General features: G+C 47.7%; 14 protein-coding genes. 10 read left to right on the top strand and 4 right to left on the bottom strand.

What is annotated here, in order from left to right:
• A complete protein-coding gene (locus MHI14_RS01425) occupies positions 1–1668 on the top strand; it encodes a hypothetical protein (RefSeq protein WP_091035745.1) in 1668 nt (555 codons plus the stop codon).
• A 706-nt stretch (positions 1669–2374) separates the two neighbouring features.
• Here the strand turns inward: MHI14_RS01425 and MHI14_RS01430 are convergent.
• A complete protein-coding gene (locus MHI14_RS01430; RefSeq protein ID WP_341129740.1) occupies positions 2375–3589 on the bottom strand; it encodes a Leu/Phe/Val dehydrogenase in 1215 nt (404 codons plus the stop codon).
• 346 nt (positions 3590–3935) lie between these two features.
• Here MHI14_RS01430 and MHI14_RS01435 point away from each other — a divergent pair, with 346 nt between their 5' ends.
• From MHI14_RS01435 to MHI14_RS01445, 3 genes are all read left to right on the top strand, one after another.
• Positions 3936–4451, top strand: a complete 516-nt coding sequence (locus MHI14_RS01435) for a DUF2179 domain-containing protein (protein WP_036671622.1) — start codon at positions 3936–3938, stop codon at positions 4449–4451.
• A 289-nt stretch (positions 4452–4740) separates the two neighbouring features.
• A complete protein-coding gene (locus tag MHI14_RS01440; RefSeq protein ID WP_127551518.1) occupies positions 4741–6168 on the top strand; it encodes a pectate lyase family protein in 1428 nt (475 codons plus the stop codon).
• 509 nt (positions 6169–6677) lie between these two features.
• Entirely contained in the window at positions 6678–7166 is a 489-nt protein-coding gene (locus MHI14_RS01445) for a hypothetical protein (protein ID WP_341129741.1), read from the top strand.
• Between the two features lie 62 nt (positions 7167–7228).
• Here the strand turns inward: MHI14_RS01445 and MHI14_RS01450 are convergent, their stop codons facing one another.
• The 3 genes from MHI14_RS01450 to MHI14_RS01460 form a co-directional block, all read right to left on the bottom strand.
• Positions 7229–8317, bottom strand: coding sequence for a substrate-binding domain-containing protein (locus MHI14_RS01450; RefSeq protein WP_341129742.1), 1089 nt, complete (start codon positions 8315–8317; stop codon positions 7229–7231).
• A 139-nt stretch (positions 8318–8456) separates the two neighbouring features.
• Positions 8457–9641 carry a glycoside hydrolase family 130 protein gene (locus tag MHI14_RS01455; protein WP_133386249.1) on the bottom strand — a complete coding sequence of 395 codons (1185 nt, stop codon included), beginning with the start codon at positions 9639–9641 and terminating at the stop codon, positions 8457–8459.
• Positions 9638–10828: an AGE family epimerase/isomerase gene (locus tag MHI14_RS01460; protein WP_341129743.1), complete on the bottom strand. Its 1191-nt coding sequence runs from the start codon at positions 10826–10828 to the stop codon at positions 9638–9640. The genes MHI14_RS01455 and MHI14_RS01460 overlap by 4 nt, the downstream gene beginning before the upstream one ends.
• Positions 10829–11240: 412 nt before the next feature.
• On the opposite strand from MHI14_RS01460, the gene MHI14_RS01465 reads away from it, so the two are divergent.
• The 6 genes from MHI14_RS01465 to nikA all read left to right on the top strand — a co-directional run bounded on the left by MHI14_RS01465 (position 11241) and on the right by nikA (position 18476).
• Positions 11241–12554, top strand: a complete 1314-nt coding sequence (locus tag MHI14_RS01465; RefSeq protein ID WP_341129744.1) for an ABC transporter substrate-binding protein — start codon at positions 11241–11243, stop codon at positions 12552–12554.
• Between the two features lie 195 nt (positions 12555–12749).
• A complete protein-coding gene (locus MHI14_RS01470; protein WP_017691677.1) occupies positions 12750–13637 on the top strand; it encodes a carbohydrate ABC transporter permease in 888 nt (295 codons plus the stop codon).
• 2 nt (positions 13638–13639) lie between these two features.
• Positions 13640–14473, top strand: a complete 834-nt coding sequence (locus MHI14_RS01475; protein WP_341129745.1) for a carbohydrate ABC transporter permease — start codon at positions 13640–13642, stop codon at positions 14471–14473.
• A 22-nt stretch (positions 14474–14495) separates the two neighbouring features.
• The gene (locus MHI14_RS01480; RefSeq protein WP_341129746.1) at positions 14496–15533 is read left to right on the top strand and encodes a glycoside hydrolase family 130 protein; all 1038 of its coding nucleotides are present in this window, start codon (positions 14496–14498) and stop codon (positions 15531–15533) included.
• Between the two features lie 72 nt (positions 15534–15605).
• Positions 15606–16547: a glycoside hydrolase family 113 gene (locus MHI14_RS01485; RefSeq protein ID WP_091035774.1), complete on the top strand. Its 942-nt coding sequence runs from the start codon at positions 15606–15608 to the stop codon at positions 16545–16547.
• Between the two features lie 294 nt (positions 16548–16841).
• The gene (gene nikA, locus MHI14_RS01490) at positions 16842–18476 is read left to right on the top strand and encodes a nickel ABC transporter substrate-binding protein (RefSeq protein WP_341129747.1); all 1635 of its coding nucleotides are present in this window, start codon (positions 16842–16844) and stop codon (positions 18474–18476) included.
• Positions 18477–18534: the final 58 nt, after the last annotated feature.

Consider the following 18534-nt stretch of genomic DNA (forward strand, 5'->3'; position numbering starts at 1 on the left):
ATGGAGGAATCCTCCGACTTCCGCACACTCAAGATTCTGGATCGCTTTCGTCCGATCATCGCCAGAACAGGGGCGGATTATGATGTGCTGCGCCTGATTTTGCGGGTGAAATTCCAGATGGATCAACGCAGAGTACCTACCATTTTGTCCAACAATTCAGGGAAAAAAGAGCGCAAGGAAGGGAATCAGTTTCTTCGTTCCCTGTGGTTGTATGGATTAATGGGACTGATGATGCTCCCCTTCATCGTCTGGGATACGGGGCATTTCATGCTTCAGATGGGTCTTGTGTTTGGTATCTTAATGTTTATGATCATGACGTCCATGATCTCGGATTTTTCCTCCGTACTGCTGGACATTCGGGATCGTAATATTATTATGACTAAGCCTGTTAATGGGCGAACGGTAGGTATGGCCCGAGCCATCCATGCAGGCGTTTATCTGCTATTGCTGACGGGTTCATTAACCGGTATACCGCTAATTGCCGCGTTAGTGACGCATGGGATCGGATTCTTTCTGATTTTCCTTGTAGAACTGATTCTGATCAATATGCTGATTCTGGTGACAACGTCTCTGATCTATCTGTTCATGATGAAGTTTCTGGATGGCGAGAAGCTGAAGGATATGATCAATATGGTACAGATTTTGCTTTCCGTGGGGATTGCGATTGGTTATCAGCTGGTGATTCGTTCGTTCAGTATTATTGACTTTGGTATGGTATTTACCCCGGCTTGGTGGCAGTTGCTGCTGCCTCCGTTATGGTATGCGGCTGCCTATGAATGGTTATTCGCAGGGGGCGGGAATGTGTGGATATATACCTTCACAGCATTGGCAGTCTTGGTTCCGGTGGTAAGTCTGATCATATATGTGAAGCTTATGCCTTCCTTTGAGTTGTATTTGGAAAAAATGGCACATTCGGGTCAGTCCTCCGGACGCAGACGCGGAAGATGGGATCGTTTGATCTCCAAGGTGGTCAGTCGTTCCAGAGAGGAGCAAGCTTGCTTCCGTCTGTCAGCCAGCATGATGCGCAACGAACGGGAATTCAAGCTGAAGGTGTATCCATCGCTTGGTTTATCATTTGTTTTACCTTATGTATTTTGGTTTACCGAATTACAATCTTCTACCTGGGCGGAGTTTAGGCAAAGTTCGTTTGTATACACCTTTTACATTGTGCTGATGCTGGTTGTAACGGTTGTGGTCATGTTGAAATTTTCGGGACAATATAAGGCGTTCTGGACCTTTCGCGCTGCACCGATGGCGAACGATAGCGCGTTATACAAAGGCGCTCTGAAGGCGTTCTTGTGCAACATGTTCCTGCCTATATTTCTGGCAAATGCCATTCTGTTCACCTGGGCATTTGGATCACGGATACTGCCGGATATTGCGATAATTTTGTTGACGGCGACCGCCCTTGTCCCACTGGCAGGCAAGTTGTTGCTGCGTAAGCCACCGTTCTCCCAATCCTTCAGTATGGCGCAGCAAAGTGATGGTTGGTATGTATTTGCCGCCCTTCCTGTGCTTGCCATGTTATGGGGAGTCCATGTCTTTTTCCGTTCGGTATCGGGGGGCATCTGGATCTACGGTGCGCTACTGATCGTAGCGAATGTGTTACTATGGACGCTGCTGTATCGAGAGAAGAAGACAGCGAAGAAGATGCCGGTTGCAGTTTGAGAATAGAGTAGTAGAGAAAGAGAGTAAGAGGACTAAACAATAAGAGAGGGTAAAAGAGCTAACCTGGACACGGATGTCGGGGTTAGCTCTTTTTGATAGGTGATACTACCCCATAGAACCCTCGTCCGCAGCGCTAACGAACCTGAGACAACCTATTCAGGGTAAAATTCTGAAATATAAATTCTAACGAACCTCAGGAACGCTATTCTTCGGAAAAGTAGTTATTTAGCTTGAAAAAGGACCAAACTAGGCACAATAACGTGTCTGAGATTCGTTAAATATTAGATCCATGCTAAAAGGGGCTTATAACGTGTATCAGGTTCGTTAAAATGGAGTGAAGCAGTGGAGGCTCTCTTTCGGTACGTCGAAATATCTAAATCGAGTGAAGCCCATAATGAGTTCCAGGTAATACTATAACTTTGAATCAATAGGGAGACGGCCGATGTGTTGGCGGTGTGAATATACTTAGGTGGCAGGGTGTTTGTATATAGAAGCTGTATCCAATTTAGTAATAAGGACTAGCAGTAACGTCGCGCCCAGCAAGCAAATATTAGGTTCAGGTATGTGGGGACACATGAGTACGCAATCACCCGCGTGAATTGTGGTAGAAGTGAGTAATCTAACGGATGGTTCTGGACTTGTTTACGGCTAGGGGTCTGCTATTGGAACGGTTCTTGATCTGTATCTTTGGGCAGAGTGGGGTGCCCTATTTCTTATAGCCTGATCGAAGGATGGATTCCGCCAGCCGATCGGCTGCATCCGCTGTGGAGATCGCAGATTGCGTAGCTTCTGCGTATACCTTGCTCAGCGTGCCTGCAATCCCCGCCACCTTTTGGCGGATCAGGTCAGGCCCCGCGCCTTCCAGCTCGTAGGCGGTGGAGATGATCCCGCCTGCGTTGAGCACATAATCAGGCGCGTACAGGATACTGCGCGCCTGCATGCGGCCTGCAACCAGCTGTCGTTCACTCAGCTGGTTGTTGGCCGCCCCGGCAACGATGGAGCAGCGCAGCTCCTCCACCGTTGCCGGGGTCAGTACGCCCCCTAAGGCACAGGGGGCGAAGACCTTGCAGTCAGCGGCGTGGATATGGGCCGGATCGGCCGGGATGGCGCCGCTGAACTGCACAAGGGCACGTTGTACACGCTCCGGTACAACGTCTGCCACAATGAGCCGTGCCCCGGCTACATGCAGGTAACGGCACAGGGCATACCCGACCTTGCCCAGTCCCTGGACAGCAACGGGAATGCCCTGCAAAGATGCAATGCCTTGCTGGCGCAGCGAGGTCACAATGCCGATGTGTACACCGTAGGCGGTCATCTCGGCAGTGAAGTCATCCTGCGCCCCAAGCGAACCGGTGGTGTCCGTCACATGTGCGGTCTCCAATCGGATCTCGTCCATGTCTGACGACGTGGTCCCCAGATCAAGACCGGTCACGTACCGTCCATTTAGCCGCTCCAGACAACGACCCAGTGCACGAAAGCGCTGCGCCCGCTTGGATACGTCCGTATCTAGGCTTTTATCTATACGATCCGCAACCTGATCGGCGACGACTTCCCGTTCAGCGGCAGCGCCCTTTTGCTGCTCTACCCCTAGATCTCCAGCGCCCTGCTCACCACTATGAGATCCGCAACCATCCTCATCCGGTTTTGCATTTTTCGCAATAGGCACATTCCATATGACCACTTTCCCGCCACCATACGGCAGTCCGGAGATTGCATTTTTGTACGTCATGCCTCTGGCAAGTTTCACAGCATCCCGAACAGCTTCTTCCTCGGACGCATACGTCCAGTAGCGGCATCCGCCGAGCGCAGGTCCAAGGACCGTGTTATGAATGGCAATGACCGCCCGCAATCCACTATCTGCATCATGGCAAAAAATGAGTTCCTCCATGCCTTCCTGCTCCATCTCCTGCCATAGCTGCATGACGGCACCCCCTTTTTGTTTTGACCCATCCATCCTGGTTCTGACCTGATATCCTGTGCCAGCGTGCTTGGCTTTATGATGATACAGCATATTCAAAGACCCCCGTTTTCGACCCTGGGACCTCCGCCGGGTTGATAATCGGTACAAACGGTTCTATAATGGCAGTTCCGGCATGCCAGAGAGCAGAAAATGCCTACGGATTTACATCCAACCGTTTAGAATGAGGGCATAACGTCCAATGATGGAGATAGAGCGAACATACAGGAAGCATAGATGAAACGAAATCGTCGAGGATATGCAGCAGAGGGCCAATTTCGTTGTGAAGGCCAGGAAAGAGGGATTACGATTGTTTAAAATATTGGTATTTATCTTTTTGATCCAGATTGTATATGTATCGGCTTATACACTCCGGATGATTCTGACACTCAAAGGACAGAAATATATCGCCGCACTGATCAGCATGGGTGAGATTGTGATCTATGTGCTCGGTCTGAATCTGGTGTTAAACTATCTGAAACAACCGGAGGCCCTGATTGTATATGCGGTAGGTTACGGATTGGGTGTGCTGCTCGGAGCGTGGATTGAAGAAAAGATTGCGCTCGGTTATATCACCGTTAAAGTAATCTGTAATCAGCTGGATGGAAGCGTCGCGAATGCCCTGCGGGATAAAGGGTACGGTGTTACTGCGTGGGTGGGTAGTGGACGTGATGGAGATCGGCTCGTGATGGAGATTCTGGCGAAACGAAAAAACCAGAAACTGCTCTATCAGACGATTCTCAGTCTGGACCCGAAAGCATTTGTCATTACTGTGGAGCCCAAACAGTTCCATGGTGGCTTCTGGACACGTTCCATCAAAAAGTAAAATCGAGCAGGTCTGCGGCAGATGCAGTCCTGCTTTTTTGGTTTCATTTAACCGATATCTTCTTGCTGCCACGATATATCCCTGAAACCTTACTCCCCAAGTTAACTCCGTACGATTCAAGGTTGCTTACAGTACAAACCCTTGCCATACCAGCCTTTCCTAACCACATGTGAGATACGGATTATTGTTGTAATCGCTTTCAACATTTACATTGAGAACATGTCCTTCGTAACTTGGCATGGCAGCGATGGACGAATATCATCATCATATATTGGGAGGAATGGAATCGATGAAATCTAAATTTCGAAGTTTATGCAGCACAGCCTTGGCTCTAACGTTGGGGTTAACTTTATTGTCCGGCCCGGCAAGTGTGCAGGCAGCGGGTAACGCAGACTACAATCTAACAGGCTTCTCCCAAGGGAACGCGGGCGGCGGCATCATTAGCGAATCAAACACAGCCACGTATAAGAAAGTGTATAATGCGACCGATCTGGCATTGGCGTTGAAAAAGAACTCCGGTGTCAAAGTTGTTGAGATCATGAACGATCTGAATCTGGGATGGAATGAAATTCCGAGCGCAGCGCAGACTTCTCCTTTTGCCAAGCATAATGATGCGCTGACGCATCCCGTATTAAAACAGACCGGTGTTAGCAAGCTCACGATTGATGGTTTTAATGGACTCACCATTTTCTCCGCCAACGGTTCCAAGATCAAACACGCTGCGATCAGCGTGAAACGAAGCTCAAATGTCATCATCCGCAACCTGGAATTTGATGAGTTATGGGAATGGGATGAATCCACCAAAGGTGATTACGACAAGAACGATTGGGATTACATCACCCTGGAGGAGAACAGCAACGTATGGATTGATCACTGCACATTTAATAAAGCCTATGACGGACTCGTCGATTCGAAAAAAGGAACCAGTGGCGTGACCATCTCCTGGTCCCTCTTCAAAGGGGATGACGGCAGCTCGAACAGCTGGGTTACCCAGCAGATTAACGAATTGGAAGCAAATAAGGCTTCCTATCCCATGTACAACTACCTGCGCAGCAGTGCTGTAGGTCTCAGCAAAGCCGATATTATCGCCATCTCAGGACCCCAAAAGAAAGGACATCTGGTCGGTTCGACCAGCCTGGAATCAGCTAACGCCAACCTGTCCATGACCCTGCACCATAATCTGTACAAAGATATTCAGGATCGGATGCCACGCCTGCGTGGAGGCAATGCACATGCATACAACATCGTGATGGATTCGACTGGGGCACGTGCCGCTAAAGCCAAAATTACAACGGCGATGGCAACAGCGATTGCGTCCAAAGGTTATAAGTTCGATATCATTGGCAATGGGGCAATCTCTACGGAGAGCGGGGCCGTCTTGGTTGAGAAATCAGTCATTAAGGACGTGCTATATCCTGTTCGTAACAATCAGACCGATCCGGCAGATCCAACCTATACCGGCAAAATCAGAGTGACCGATACCATGTACTCTTTGGATGGAAGCTCATTCCGGGGCAGCAGTGATACGTCTGGCAGTCCACTGGCGCCAATTCCGGCCGTGGTAAAATCGTTCTCCTGGAACGGTTTCTCGACACTTCCTTACAGCTACACCACGGATGATCCATCCACGTTGAATGCACGCCTCACGGCTTCCAATGGCGCGGGTTCGGGTAAACTGACCTGGTCCAAGGATAATTGGTTGAAGACAAGTTATTGATATCAGAGTAACCTGTTGCTTTTACGTTCTTCAAATAAGGAAAAGAGTGCTCCTGCAGCTACGATAGCCGGGGGTGCTCTTTTTATATAATTTAGCTCCATATACAGTTTGGCGGGCCGCTTGAAAAGTGACTCCTTGTAAGGGTGGATCATCTACAGCATGTTTTGGTCTCCCCGGTGATCGTTGTAAATCTTTATTTATCTTCATTACCTTTGTGAGTAATTTATGACAAATTAACCATTTATACAAGTACGCCTTGTAATTTTACTTACCGGTAAATATAATTTATTAGAATTGACCAATAAGGATGGTGAAGCAGCTTGGATGTATGGATATACTCCGCACTTACTCTTGTTTATTTGATACTTGTTGTTTGGATGGCCGTCGATTTAACCCAGAGGAAGCAATGGCTCGCGTATTCCAGTTTTCAGCTATTTGTAGCGTTCAGCTTGGCATATGATAATGGAATTATTGCTGTAGGTAATTTGATAGGGGAGGGGGAAGTGTTAATGTTTCTCAGTAGCCTTCGATTTTGGCTGCATGCCTTTGCTACCCCTACCCTTATTCTTGTTGGCTACCATATCTTGCGCAGCTCAGGCGCCAAGTTTGCAAATAGAAGTATAACGAGTGTGGTAGCATGGCTGATAACTTTAGGTTTGGTTATCTACCAGATTGTAGGTTTTACTTTATCCGAGGTTAAAAATCTCAAGGTTATAGAAGAGTATGGAGTACTGAGATATATGGCAGAAGGTCATGGAGGTCCGCCGATGATGGTGATCATCGTGGGGATTGTACTCTTGTTTGTTAGCCTGATCGTTCTTTTCAAACATAAATGGGTATGGCTGTTTGTTGGGACTGCATTATTGTTTGTAGGGCAGTTGATCTCCCTGCCAGTGGAAAGTGGAGCTTTAACCAATGTGTATGAGCTGATCCTCATCCTCTCGATTTGGAGAACGACTACATTTTTGAAGGATTCAACAGATCGTCGCCGTCGTTAAGCTCCGATGCATCAGAAAAGACTGGCCAGTAAGATAAAGGCCAGTCATCTGTGTTCGTTTATTTAATTCTTTAATTCAGAACCCATAGTATCTGATGATTCAGACACAGCACTCACCGAGTCACGATAGATGATGTTGCCTTTCACGTGTACACGGCCGAAACTACGGTTCGGGTTGTCGACCTTTTTTAGCATGGACTGAACTGCCGTGCGGGCCATCTGCTCTACATCTACTTCAACGGTTGTCAGCTTGGGATCGGAGAGCATCGCATAGATATCATTATCAAAACCAACAACAGAGCATTGGCCAGGCACCTGAATATCCATGGAAGTCAGTTTTTGGACGAGCAGATGAGCGACCTGATCACAGTTGCATACAAAGGCGGTTGGCAGCTGTTCCGGCAGATCAATCTCAATAAACGTACCTCGTTCATCCCGATCATTCAGAACCAGCTCTGGATTCATCGGCAACCGATGTTCCAGCAAGGATTTGTAATACCCGAGGAATCGGTCCTGGATGCTGCTCGTGGAATACAGGTTCCCCACATAAGCAATGTTACGGTGGCCCTGCTGAACCAGATAGTTCGTCAGCTCATAGGCAGCGTAGAAGTTATCGGTAACGACGGAATCGATGTCCGAATGTTCATCGTAGAAGTCGAGAAACATTTTGGGAACCTCCATCGATCGCACCAGTTCAATATACTCTTTGCTGATCTGTCCGAGCACGATGAAACCATCGACCTTGTTGTCGCTGTACAGCTTGGGCAGTGTTAATTCCTCCTCATCCTCCACATTCAGAATGTGTAGAATGCCGTAGTAGCCCTGTTCCTCCAGATGTTTCGTAATGCGTTGGAACACGCGTACATAGAACGACTGCGTAGGCCCGGTAAAACGCTCCGGGATAATTACGCCAATATTATGGGTTAAGCCTTCCTTCATGGAACGGGCAGCAGCATTATACCGATAGCCCATTTCAACAGCAAGCACTTTAATTTTTTCCTTTAATTCGCCACTCACGCCATCTTTATCATTCAATGCTTTCGAGACGGTCACACTGCTGACCCCGAGCCTGTCGGCGATATCCCGCATGGTGATATTGTTCTTCAGTATGGTCGCCTCCTTCAAGCCGGTATAGGCACAATGTGCTGTCATTATGATGAGTGCTTTCTCCGCACATAATAACAATCCATATCAGTATACATCGTTACCAACTTGGAATAAAGCCATTCTGACTGTTGTTTCGCTATTTTCAGCATATTTTAGGCTTGCTTGAAAGGTTGTTATAGCGATGTTATGTCAATTGTTTCTGTAAAAGCTTCTCATTCTGTTCTATCAGCTGACCCCGCTGGCTGGCACAGTCCAGGGAACGATACGGATCAGCCGGTGTATTGAACGTATAATCGACCAGTTTCTCCAGAGTCGTTGTTGCCACATGACAGCGGGTATCACTGGAAGCGTAATAGATAAAGACTTCTTCCTTCTCATTGACCACAGCACCATTGCAGAAAATAACATTGGATACATCGCCTACACGCTCGTCGTCATAAGGGGCAATGAAGTGGCCGCCCGGCTTGGCAATAATACGCGCCGGATCATTCAGATCCGTAGCGAAGGTGTATAACACATAACGCAGGCCTGCTGCGGTGTTCCGAACTCCGTGAGCAATGTGAATCCAGCCACGATCCGTCTTGAGTGGAGCAGGGCCTTGACCGTTTTTGACCTCATATACCGTATGATATTGCCGTTCGTCGATAATGGTCTCTTCATGAATGACAGGGTTCAAGATATCCTCACACAGACCAAAGGCGATTCCGCCGCCGCTGCCTGTCGAGATGAATCCGTCCTGTGGACGGGTGTAGAAGGCATACTTTCCATCCACGAATTCCGGGTGCAATACGACATTGCGCTGTTGAGGGGAATTGGTCGTGATGTTGGGCAACCGTTCCCAGCTTGTAAGATCCCGTGTCCGAACCAGTCCTGCCTGTGCAACTGCGCTGGACGTATCAAATGCAGGAGCCTCCGGGTCTTTGCGTTCCGAGCAATAGATGCCATAGATCCAGCCATCTTCATGTTGAACAAGGCGCATATCATACTGATTGGTTTCATCCGCATCGATATCATCCCAGACCAATGGTTTACCCGTGAAACGGAATCCATCGATGCCATTGTCACTCTCGGCGAGCGCAAAGATTGATTTGCGATCTAATCCTTCCGTACGAATAACCATGACGTATTTGCCATTGAAATAGATGGCTCCCGGATTCAACGTCGCATTAATGCCCAGACGCTCCATAAAATGCGGGTTCGTCGTCTCATCCAGATCGAATCTCCAATGCAGCGGTACATGATGGCGAGTGATTACCGGATATTGATACCGATCATATACGCCATTGTAGAAGGAAGAATTGATCTCATTGGGGCGACTAAGTAGCTGCTCCTGTTTCTCCAGTAACTCCTTGTATTTCGGGTGTATCATTCTGATCCCATCCTCTCGATTAGTTCAATACAGAATCTGCTATTGTGATACGGGCATTTCCACGGTCCAGCAATCTCGCTCTGATCCGGTGTACCGTTCCCATCAACCGACCAGTACCATTCCCCACCAGCGCGCTGATCAATGATGTTTTCTTTTGTATAGGTCCACAAGCGTTCCACTCTCTCCAGAAACAAGGGATCGCCTGTACGCTGATACGCGTTATAGAAACCGACCATCGCCTCAGCTTGAACCCACCAGATTCGCTTCTCATCGATATGTTCACCTTCTTGTTCATTTAACAGGGAACCATCGGCATTCACGGCTACATTGGAGATGTTATAGGCGATATCCGTTACCATCGCTGCATACTCCGGATGTTGTTCCATCCCCAGAACTTTCAGTGCTTCGTCAATCAGCCAGCTGGCTTCAATGTCATGTCCGAACGAGCGCAGATCGATGATGGATTCCCACTGTTTGTTGAAAAATACCCCGAGAAACTTGGTGTCTTGGTCATACACGCGTTCATACAAAATTCCGAGCAGGCGTTCCAGCGCCGCCTTCACTTGTTGATCCGGCCACACTCTATAGAGCGTGGTGTAGGCCTCCAGCACATGGATATGCGTATTCATTGTGTAGTCCGCAATAACCCCATTTTCGCTCAGCAGTTCATTGGGCTGTTCCTTCCATGTGCGATCAAATTGTTCCTTATACGCAGGTAGTTCGGCATCCAGACCTTTGTCCTCGATTAGAGCAAAAAGCGTTTTCGCAAGTTCCAATGCAGAAGCATCCCCGGTTGCACGATAGTACTCACTGAGTGAATACACACCGAATGATTGCGTATACACATGTTTGCTCGTGTCCAGCGCTTCCCCTGTGTAATCTACCATCCAGTACATACCGCCATATTCGGTATCCATCACATGGTCTGCGAGAAAACGATAGGCGTGCTCCGCGTGATCGCGCCATCTTTCGTTTCCGGTAACCCGATACGCCGCTGCAAAAGACCAGAGTTGTCGTGCCGTGGCGATCCCGCCTTTGGGGGCCTGTGGATTCACCTGAAGATCATTGCCAACCCAGCCGTAGAATCCACCGTGGGTTGCATCTTTAAGGTTGGACCAGAAGGGTAAAATCTGCTTCTCCCAATGGGCCTTAATTTCAGATTGGAGTTCGGTTGTTTTTGTATTCATAAGTGAGCGCTCCTTCAACGTGTTACATAAATCTTAATATATAAATTGAATTAAAGAATATTTACACTGGCCACTCCGATGACAGAATAACCTTCCGATCGCTGTTATCCCCAGATTTTTTTGATTCCTTGTTATAAGGGGGAAATCCGGGGATAAAGGCGAACGCTCCGCTTCTTCAGGTTCTTTCTGTCCTCTACGTTTCGTGTAAATGTTTAATCAATTCATATAATTAAGTTAACGGTAACTTTATTAAATAATATTAGTGCTCTGAAAAACAGATGTCAACGAAATGCATCGCAATTTTTCTTGTTAAGTTATAAATAATTTAATTGACAGGTAAGCGTTACCATAATAGAATTCATTTTGTAACCTTAACGATAACTTAATTAACTTAAGAGAGGGGTCGAAACAATTGAGAAAAAACAAAGGTTGGATGATGTTGCTGACGATGCTGCTCATCACTTCACTACTTGCTGCATGTTCATCCGGAGGTGGATCTTCGCAGGCAGGGGAGGAGATCAGTACAGATCCGGCAGATATCAAGGGTGAGATTACTGTCCTTACACAACGTACAGATATTGTTGATACCGTATTCAAAGACTACGCTGCTGAGTTCAATAAGGAATACCCGGAAGTCAAAGTGAACTTTCAGGCACTAGCCGACTACGAAGGACAAGTGAAGATCCGTATGAGCACCAAGGATTATGGTGATGTACTGATGATCCCGACCAGTGTTCCGATCGCGGATATCCCGGACTTTTTCGAGCCGCTCGGCACGTATGATGAATTGAAAGACAAGTACACCGCCATTGAAGAACGCATGGTGGATGGTCAGGTCTACGGTATCCCTACCGTGATCACGTTCTCCGGAATCATTTATAACAAACAGGTCTTCAAAGACGCAGGCATTATGGAAGTTCCAAAAACACCGGAGCAATTCCAGGCTGCGCTTCAACTGGTCAAAGACAATACAGATGCGGTTCCGCTCTACACCAACTATGCATCCGGCTGGGCCCTCACCCAATGGGAATCGGACCTGCCAACTGTTGCAGGCAGTGTGGATTACGTTAACGTGGACCAACCGAATACAGATGAGAACTTTGTGCCTGGTCAGCCGCACTATGAACTATATAAAGTGCTCTATGATGCAGCCAAGAACGGTCTAATCGAGAAAGATCCAACAACAACCGACTGGGAAAGCTCCAAAGCGGATCTCGCCAAAGGCAAAATTGCTACGATGGCACTTGGATCTTGGGCGATCACACAGATCCAAGGCATGACGGATACTCCCGACGACATTGGTTTCTTACCTTTCCCAACCAATGCAAGTGAGGTTGTGGTTCCGCTCTCCGCAGACTATAACATCGGCATGAACGTGAACAGTGAGAACAAACCTGCTGCCAAAGCCTGGATTGACTGGTTCCTGGCGAAATCAAACTACGCGGTTGAACAGGGTGGCGGTATGGATGCAGACAAGAATGCTGAATTACCACCCATTTTGGATCAATATAAAGATGTGAAATTCTCCACGCTTACACCTGCCAAAGAAGGTCAGGAAGGTCTGGTCGACAAGATTGATAACGAAGGCGAAATCGGTCTCTGGCAGCCTGACTTCAAGAAACGCATTATCGAAGCAGGTATTGGGAACCGCAAGGAATCGTATGACGACATTATGAAAGATCTGAACGACAAGTGGGTCAAAGCAAGAGCAGAACTCACGAAATAATTGGATTAACGTAAGTGGATCAGGTGATGAATGGACTGCGGGGATAAAGGAATCCATTTATGAATGGAGCATGGAGTATGTGGTATTTGAAAGCATGATACCCATGCTCTTCCCCCGGCAGTTATTCCGCAGGAATTCCATTGGACGGAGTCTTTCGATATATAGGCGGGAGAACCGCTTGGAGGTGTGGAGAGCATGAAGTACTTAAAACTTTCGAATTGGGGCTACTCAGCGCAACGCATATTTATCATCTGTGCCTTCTCAATTATTCCGCTGGCGTTGCTGTTTACATTTGCATACTTGCCAGTCATCAACATGTTCAAATACAGTTTCACCGATTGGAACGGATATAGTAAAAGGTTCGATTATGTTGGCTTTGAGAACTACACTCGCATATTCAGTGATCCCGAATACTTCAAAGTATTTATTGTCAGCTTGTATTACTTCGTGGCTACGTTCTTACAGATGGGCTTGGCGCTTTACTTTGCCACCATTCTGAGTTTCAAAGTTCGAGGCAAAAACTTCTTCAAAGGCATACTGTTTTTTCCTTATTTGCTGAATGGGGTAGCCATCGGTTTTATCTTCCTCTTTTTCTTCAAACCAGACGGTACACTCGATATGCTCATGCATGCTGTAGGGCTGGGACAATACACGCAGCTCTGGCTCGGTAATCCCAATATTATTAACGTGTCTCTCGCAGGTGCATCGGTATGGAGATACATGGGCTTCAACTTTATCATTTTCCTGGGTGCAATCTCCTCCATTCCGAAGGATGTGTATGAAGCATCCGATATTGATGGTGCCAATCGCTGGCAGCAATTCCGCCACATCATCCTGCCAAGCATTACACGCATCCTGCAGCTCAACCTGATCTTGGCGATTAGCGGCGCAATTAGTGCGTTCGATATTCCATATATCATGACCGATGGTTCCAACGGCAGTATGACATTTGTAATCCAGACGGTTCATTTGGCGTTTAAATACGGCAAGCTGGGACTGGCATCCGCCATGGCTGTGGTGCTGCTCTTGATCGTTATTCTCGTTACGCTTGTGCAGCGCGTCACCATGAAAGGGGAGGAATAAACGTGACACAACTCAAATGCACCCTTGCGAGCGTGGTTAAATATGCTTCCCTGGTGCTTGCGGCGTTTATCGCACTGTTACCTATCGTGGTCATCCTGTTTGCATCTCTCAAAACGAATGCGGAATACGCTACCAGCAGCCCGCTTGCCCCGCCAGCCAACTGGCTGAACTTTGCGAACTATGCGAAGGCTTTTGTGGATGGCAACATGCTGGTTGGTTTCAAAAATACCATTATTATCTTGGTCATCTCCATTATAGGGGCGACCTTAACGGGTTCCATGATCGCGTATGTGCTGGATCGGTTCAAATTCAAAGGCAAGAAAATCATGGTCGCGGCATTCCTGCTCGCTACCCTGATTCCAAGTGTTACGACACAGGTCGCCACATTCCAGATCATCAACGCGCTCGACCTGTTTAACACACGCTGGGCGGCCATCGTGATGTACCTGGGTACAGATATCATTGCGGTTTATATCTTCCTGCAGTTCCTTGGCTCTATCTCCAGTGCATTGGATGAATCCGCTATGCTGGACGGCGCGTCGTACTTCACGATCTACTGGAAAATCATTCTGCCATTGCTGAAACCGGCCATTGTAACGGTCATTATTGTGAAGGGCGTGAACATCTATAACGACTTCTACACACCGTTCCTGTACATGCCAAAGACCGATCTACAGGTCATATCCACCGCCTTGTTCAAATTCAAGGGACCGTTTGGATCGCAGTGGGAAGTCATCAGCGCTGGCATCATGATCGCCATTATTCCAACCATGATCATCTTCCTGTTGTTACAGAAGTACATCTACAACGGCTTCGCGCAAGGCTCTGTTAAATAAAATCCGAAGGGAGAAATGAAAAATGTCAGTTGCTGAAACGAAAAACGTACACATTGTTGGGGATGCTTTGCCGAATATGCCATGGGAAGCCAAACCGGAGGGAACGGAAGGCCCGGTATGGAGACATTCGGCGAATCCGGTGGTTCCGCGTAACCCGGTCAAGGGTGTTGCCCGTATTTTCAACAGTGCTGTTATACCGTATGAAGGAAAATTCATTGGTGTATTCCGCGCCGAAACCGTTAATGGCCGTCCACACCTTCACATGGGCGCAAGCGAAGATGGTCTGGAGTGGACAATTGAAGAAGAGCGCATTGCATTTGTAGATGAAAATGGCGATCCGTTTATGCCGAACTATGCGTACGATCCACGTTTGGTCAAAGTCGAAGACACGTATTACATCATCTGGTGTACAGACTTCTATGGCGCAGCACTGGGTCTGGCCAAAACAGATGACTTCAAAACATTTGTCCGCCTCGAAAATCCAATGCTGCCGTTCAACCGTAATGGCGTATTGTTCCCGCGCAAAATCAAGGATAACTATGTGATGTTGTCCAGACCGAGCGACAGTGGACATACCCCATTCGGAGACATTTTCCTGAGTGAAAGCCCGGATCTCGTGTACTGGGGCAAGCACCGTCATGTGATGAGCAAAGGCGGCCAAGGCTGGTGGCAATCGGTCAAAATTGGCGGCGGGCCCGCTCCAATCGAAACGTCTGAAGGCTGGCTGATGTTCTACCACGGCGTAACTGGAACCTGTAACGGCTTGGTATATAGCATGGGGGCAGTTATTCTGGATCTGGATGAGCCGTCCAAAGTAAAATATCGTTCCTCCAACTTCGTACTGACACCGGAAAAGTGGTACGAAGAGCAAGGATTTGTCGATAACGTCATCTTCCCGTGTGCAACACTGCATGATGCTGATACCGGACGTATCGCCATCTATTACGGCGCTGCCGACACGTATGTGGGCGTGGCTTACACGACCATTGAAGAGATCGTGAATTATGTGATCGAGACGGATGAAGTCATCGCTGGAGACCATGAAGAGGGCAAGCTGTAATTGAAGTGAAAGTGTATATATTCGGTCATTGTATTTACATTAAGTTAACAGGAACACTGGGGAGCAATGCATATGGATTATATTAAGGGATTTACATTTGGCTGGATGAGTGGTAAGGACGACTTCCGCAAGCCGGAAGCCAAAGAATCCTTGCGCCTGATGGCTGAACGTACAGGCAGTTCACATGTTATTTTTGCACTGGCTGCACATCAGGATCATCCGCAGGCGGTAGAGGTCAAGTATCGGGGTGAACATCTGGTGGAGGATGATGAACTGATCGACATGATTCGTTATGCCCGTACACTCGGGCTGCGTATCATTCTGAAACCAACCGTTAACTGCACCGACGGCACATGGCGTGCACACATTAACTTTTTTGATATCGATGTGCCTTGTGAGCCGAAGTGGAAGGATTGGTTCTGCAGTTACACGGCATTTCAGAAGCATTATGCAGGGATTGCAGAGCAGGAAAAGTGTGAGATGTTCATCGTAGGCTGTGAGATGGTGCAATCCGAGCGTCGGGATCAGGAATGGCGCGAGGTAATCGCTGGTGTGCGTGAAGTGTACACGGGACCGGTGTCATACAATACGGACAAATATCAGGAAGGTCATGTGAAATGGTGGGATGCTGTGGACGTCATCTCTTCCAGTGGGTATTATCCCATCGGAGATTGGGAGGCACAGCTGGATCGAATTGAGCAGGCGATTGCTCCCTACGGCAAACCTTTCTTCTTCGCAGAAGCAGGCTGTCCCAGCCGCAGTGGATCAGCCCAGGTACCGAACGATTGGGGACTGGAAGGCGAAGTAAGTGCGGAGGAACAGGAGCGTTTCTATGAGGCCATGTTCCGGCATGTCAGTCAGCGTGACTGGGTACGGGGCTTCGGTCTGTGGGATTGGAGCGCACATCTGCACGCGGAGAATGATGCGCTGACCGATGACGGATATGGAGTTTACGGCAAGCCAGCGGAGCAGGTGATTCGTCGGTTCTATGAGGGCATCGCTGTAGAAGTTTAAACGAAAAACAAGAAGGCGTATGAAGATGGATTTCAGTAATATATCTGCATATGTACTTTCGTGATTTCCATGTTATAAGCAAAGAATGGCAGATTATTGTGGAACTTATTTTTGCAGTTGCGATTTATATTCAGGTCGAGAGGCTCTTCCTCCTATTGGAAGGGCTTTTTTGGCTATTTTAATAACAACACATACTATGTCGAATTTTGTTGACAAAAGGAGGGCTCCTGCCTATTCTTAATGGATGAATATGATAATCATTATCATAAAATAGAGAAAAGGGGTTCAACATCCATGTCTGTTCAACATCGCAAATCTTCGGCCCTCACGCTGGCAACTATGCTCTTGTTGTTATTCGTTATTGTGGGTTGCAGCAATACAGGAAGTGGAGATGAATCCTCATCTGCTGCTTCGGATCAAACATCTACGAAGTCGATTACGATGTCATGGCCACGTGATATCGGTACAATGAATCCGCATACGTACAATCCTTCGCAATTATTTGCCCAATCGATGCTCTATGAGCCACTGATCAGTTACCAGAAGGACGGAAAACTGGAACCTGCACTGGCAGAATCATGGACAATCTCCGATGACGGCAAAGTATATACATTCAAGCTTCGCCAAGGTGTGAAATTCTCAGATGGTACACCATTTAATGCTGAGATTGTGAAAAAGAACTTTGATGCTGTAATGAAAAATAAAGATACACATAGCTGGCTGGGCATTGTAGGTGTGCTCGACAAGACGGAGGTTGTGGACGATCAGACTTTCCGGTTGACACTCACCGAGCCATATTATCCTGTTCTTCAGGACTTGTCTGTGGTCCGTCCGTTCCGCTTCCTGGGTGAAGCCGGATTCCCGGATGACGGAGATACATCCCAAGGTATCAAAGAGCCGGTTGGAACGGGCCCGTGGATGCTGGCTGAATACAAGCAGGACGAATATGCTGTTTTCAAACGCAACCCGAATTATTGGGGAACAGCACCAAAGGTGGATCAGATTACGGTCAAAATCATTCCTGACGGTGAAACTCGTGTCCTTGCTTTTGAAAAAGGCGATCTCGATCTGATCTATGGTGAAGGTATGATCAGTCTGGACGCGTTCCAGGAGCTGCGTGACAATGATAAATATGTGACCCAATTGTCTGATCCAGTAGGTACTCGCAGCTTGCTGCTGAACTCTTCCAATCCAAAGCTGTCCGATGTCAGAGTACGGATGGCGCTTCAGCAAGGGTTTAACAAACAGGCGATGGTGGAAGGCGTGACTTCCGGTTTGGAAGAACCAGCTGATACCGTATTGTCCAAAAACTATCCATACACCAATGTAGACCTGGAACCGATCACGTATGACGTGGAGAAATCCAAAGCTTTACTGGATGAAGCAGGTTGGAAGTTGCCGGCTGGTGGTACGGTTCGTGAGAAAGACGGTCAGCAGCTTGATTTCGAGATGATTTTTGACAAAACGGACCCGATTCAGAAAGCGATGGCTGAGACCATTCAGGCGGAATGGAGCGAACTTGGGGTTAAAGTGAACCTCACTGGGCTGGAACTTACGGTACAGATCAAACGTTTGAAAGCCAATGATTTCGACCTGTATTTCTGGTACAACTATGGCGCACCGTATGATCCTCATTCCTTCATTAACGTTGTGGCGAGCCCTGGATTCGGGATTTCCGAGACCTTGAGTGCGTTGCCGATGAAAAAGGAACTGGACGATCAGGTGCATGCAGCACTGTCATCTACAGACGAGACGAAACGCCAGGAGTTATATGGCTCTATCCTGAAAACACTTCAGGAGCAATCGGCGATCGTACCGATCTCTTATATTAAGAAAACGGCTGTATATCAGAAGAAAATCTCCAACTTTATTTTCCCGGCAAACCGTGATGAAAATCCGTTTGTAGGAATCGAATTGGGCAATCAATAAGTAGTAATTACTTTAATTTCGGAGTGGTAAGGCCTTTGTAAGGTCATGTAGCTTGATA

The sequence above is a fragment of the Paenibacillus sp. FSL K6-2393 genome, from assembly GCF_038002545.1.
GTDB lineage: Bacteria > Bacillota > Bacilli > Paenibacillales > Paenibacillaceae > Paenibacillus.

Bases quoted from the DNA above. Each gene is read 5' to 3' on its own strand.
- MHI14_RS01455 (WP_133386249.1), bottom strand. From the start codon at position 9,641: ATGATACACCCGAAATACAAGGAGTTACTGGAGAAACAGGAGCAGCTA.
- MHI14_RS01445 (WP_341129741.1), top strand. From the start codon at position 6,678: ATGTTTCTCAGTAGCCTTCGATTTTGGCTGCATGCCTTTGCTACCCCT.
- MHI14_RS01470 (WP_017691677.1), top strand. From the start codon at position 12,750: ATGAAGTACTTAAAACTTTCGAATTGGGGCTACTCAGCGCAACGCATA.
- MHI14_RS01450 (WP_341129742.1), bottom strand. From the start codon at position 8,317: ATGACAGCACATTGTGCCTATACCGGCTTGAAGGAGGCGACCATACTG.
- nikA (WP_341129747.1), top strand. From the start codon at position 16,842: ATGTCTGTTCAACATCGCAAATCTTCGGCCCTCACGCTGGCAACTATG.
- MHI14_RS01485 (WP_091035774.1), top strand. From the start codon at position 15,606: ATGGATTATATTAAGGGATTTACATTTGGCTGGATGAGTGGTAAGGAC.
- MHI14_RS01460 (WP_341129743.1), bottom strand. From the start codon at position 10,828: ATGAATACAAAAACAACCGAACTCCAATCTGAAATTAAGGCCCATTGG.
- MHI14_RS01480 (WP_341129746.1), top strand. From the start codon at position 14,496: ATGTCAGTTGCTGAAACGAAAAACGTACACATTGTTGGGGATGCTTTG.
- MHI14_RS01430 (WP_341129740.1), bottom strand. From the start codon at position 3,589: ATGCAGCTATGGCAGGAGATGGAGCAGGAAGGCATGGAGGAACTCATT.
- MHI14_RS01425 (WP_091035745.1), top strand. From the start codon at position 1: ATGGAGGAATCCTCCGACTTCCGCACACTCAAGATTCTGGATCGCTTT.
- MHI14_RS01440 (WP_127551518.1), top strand. From the start codon at position 4,741: ATGAAATCTAAATTTCGAAGTTTATGCAGCACAGCCTTGGCTCTAACG.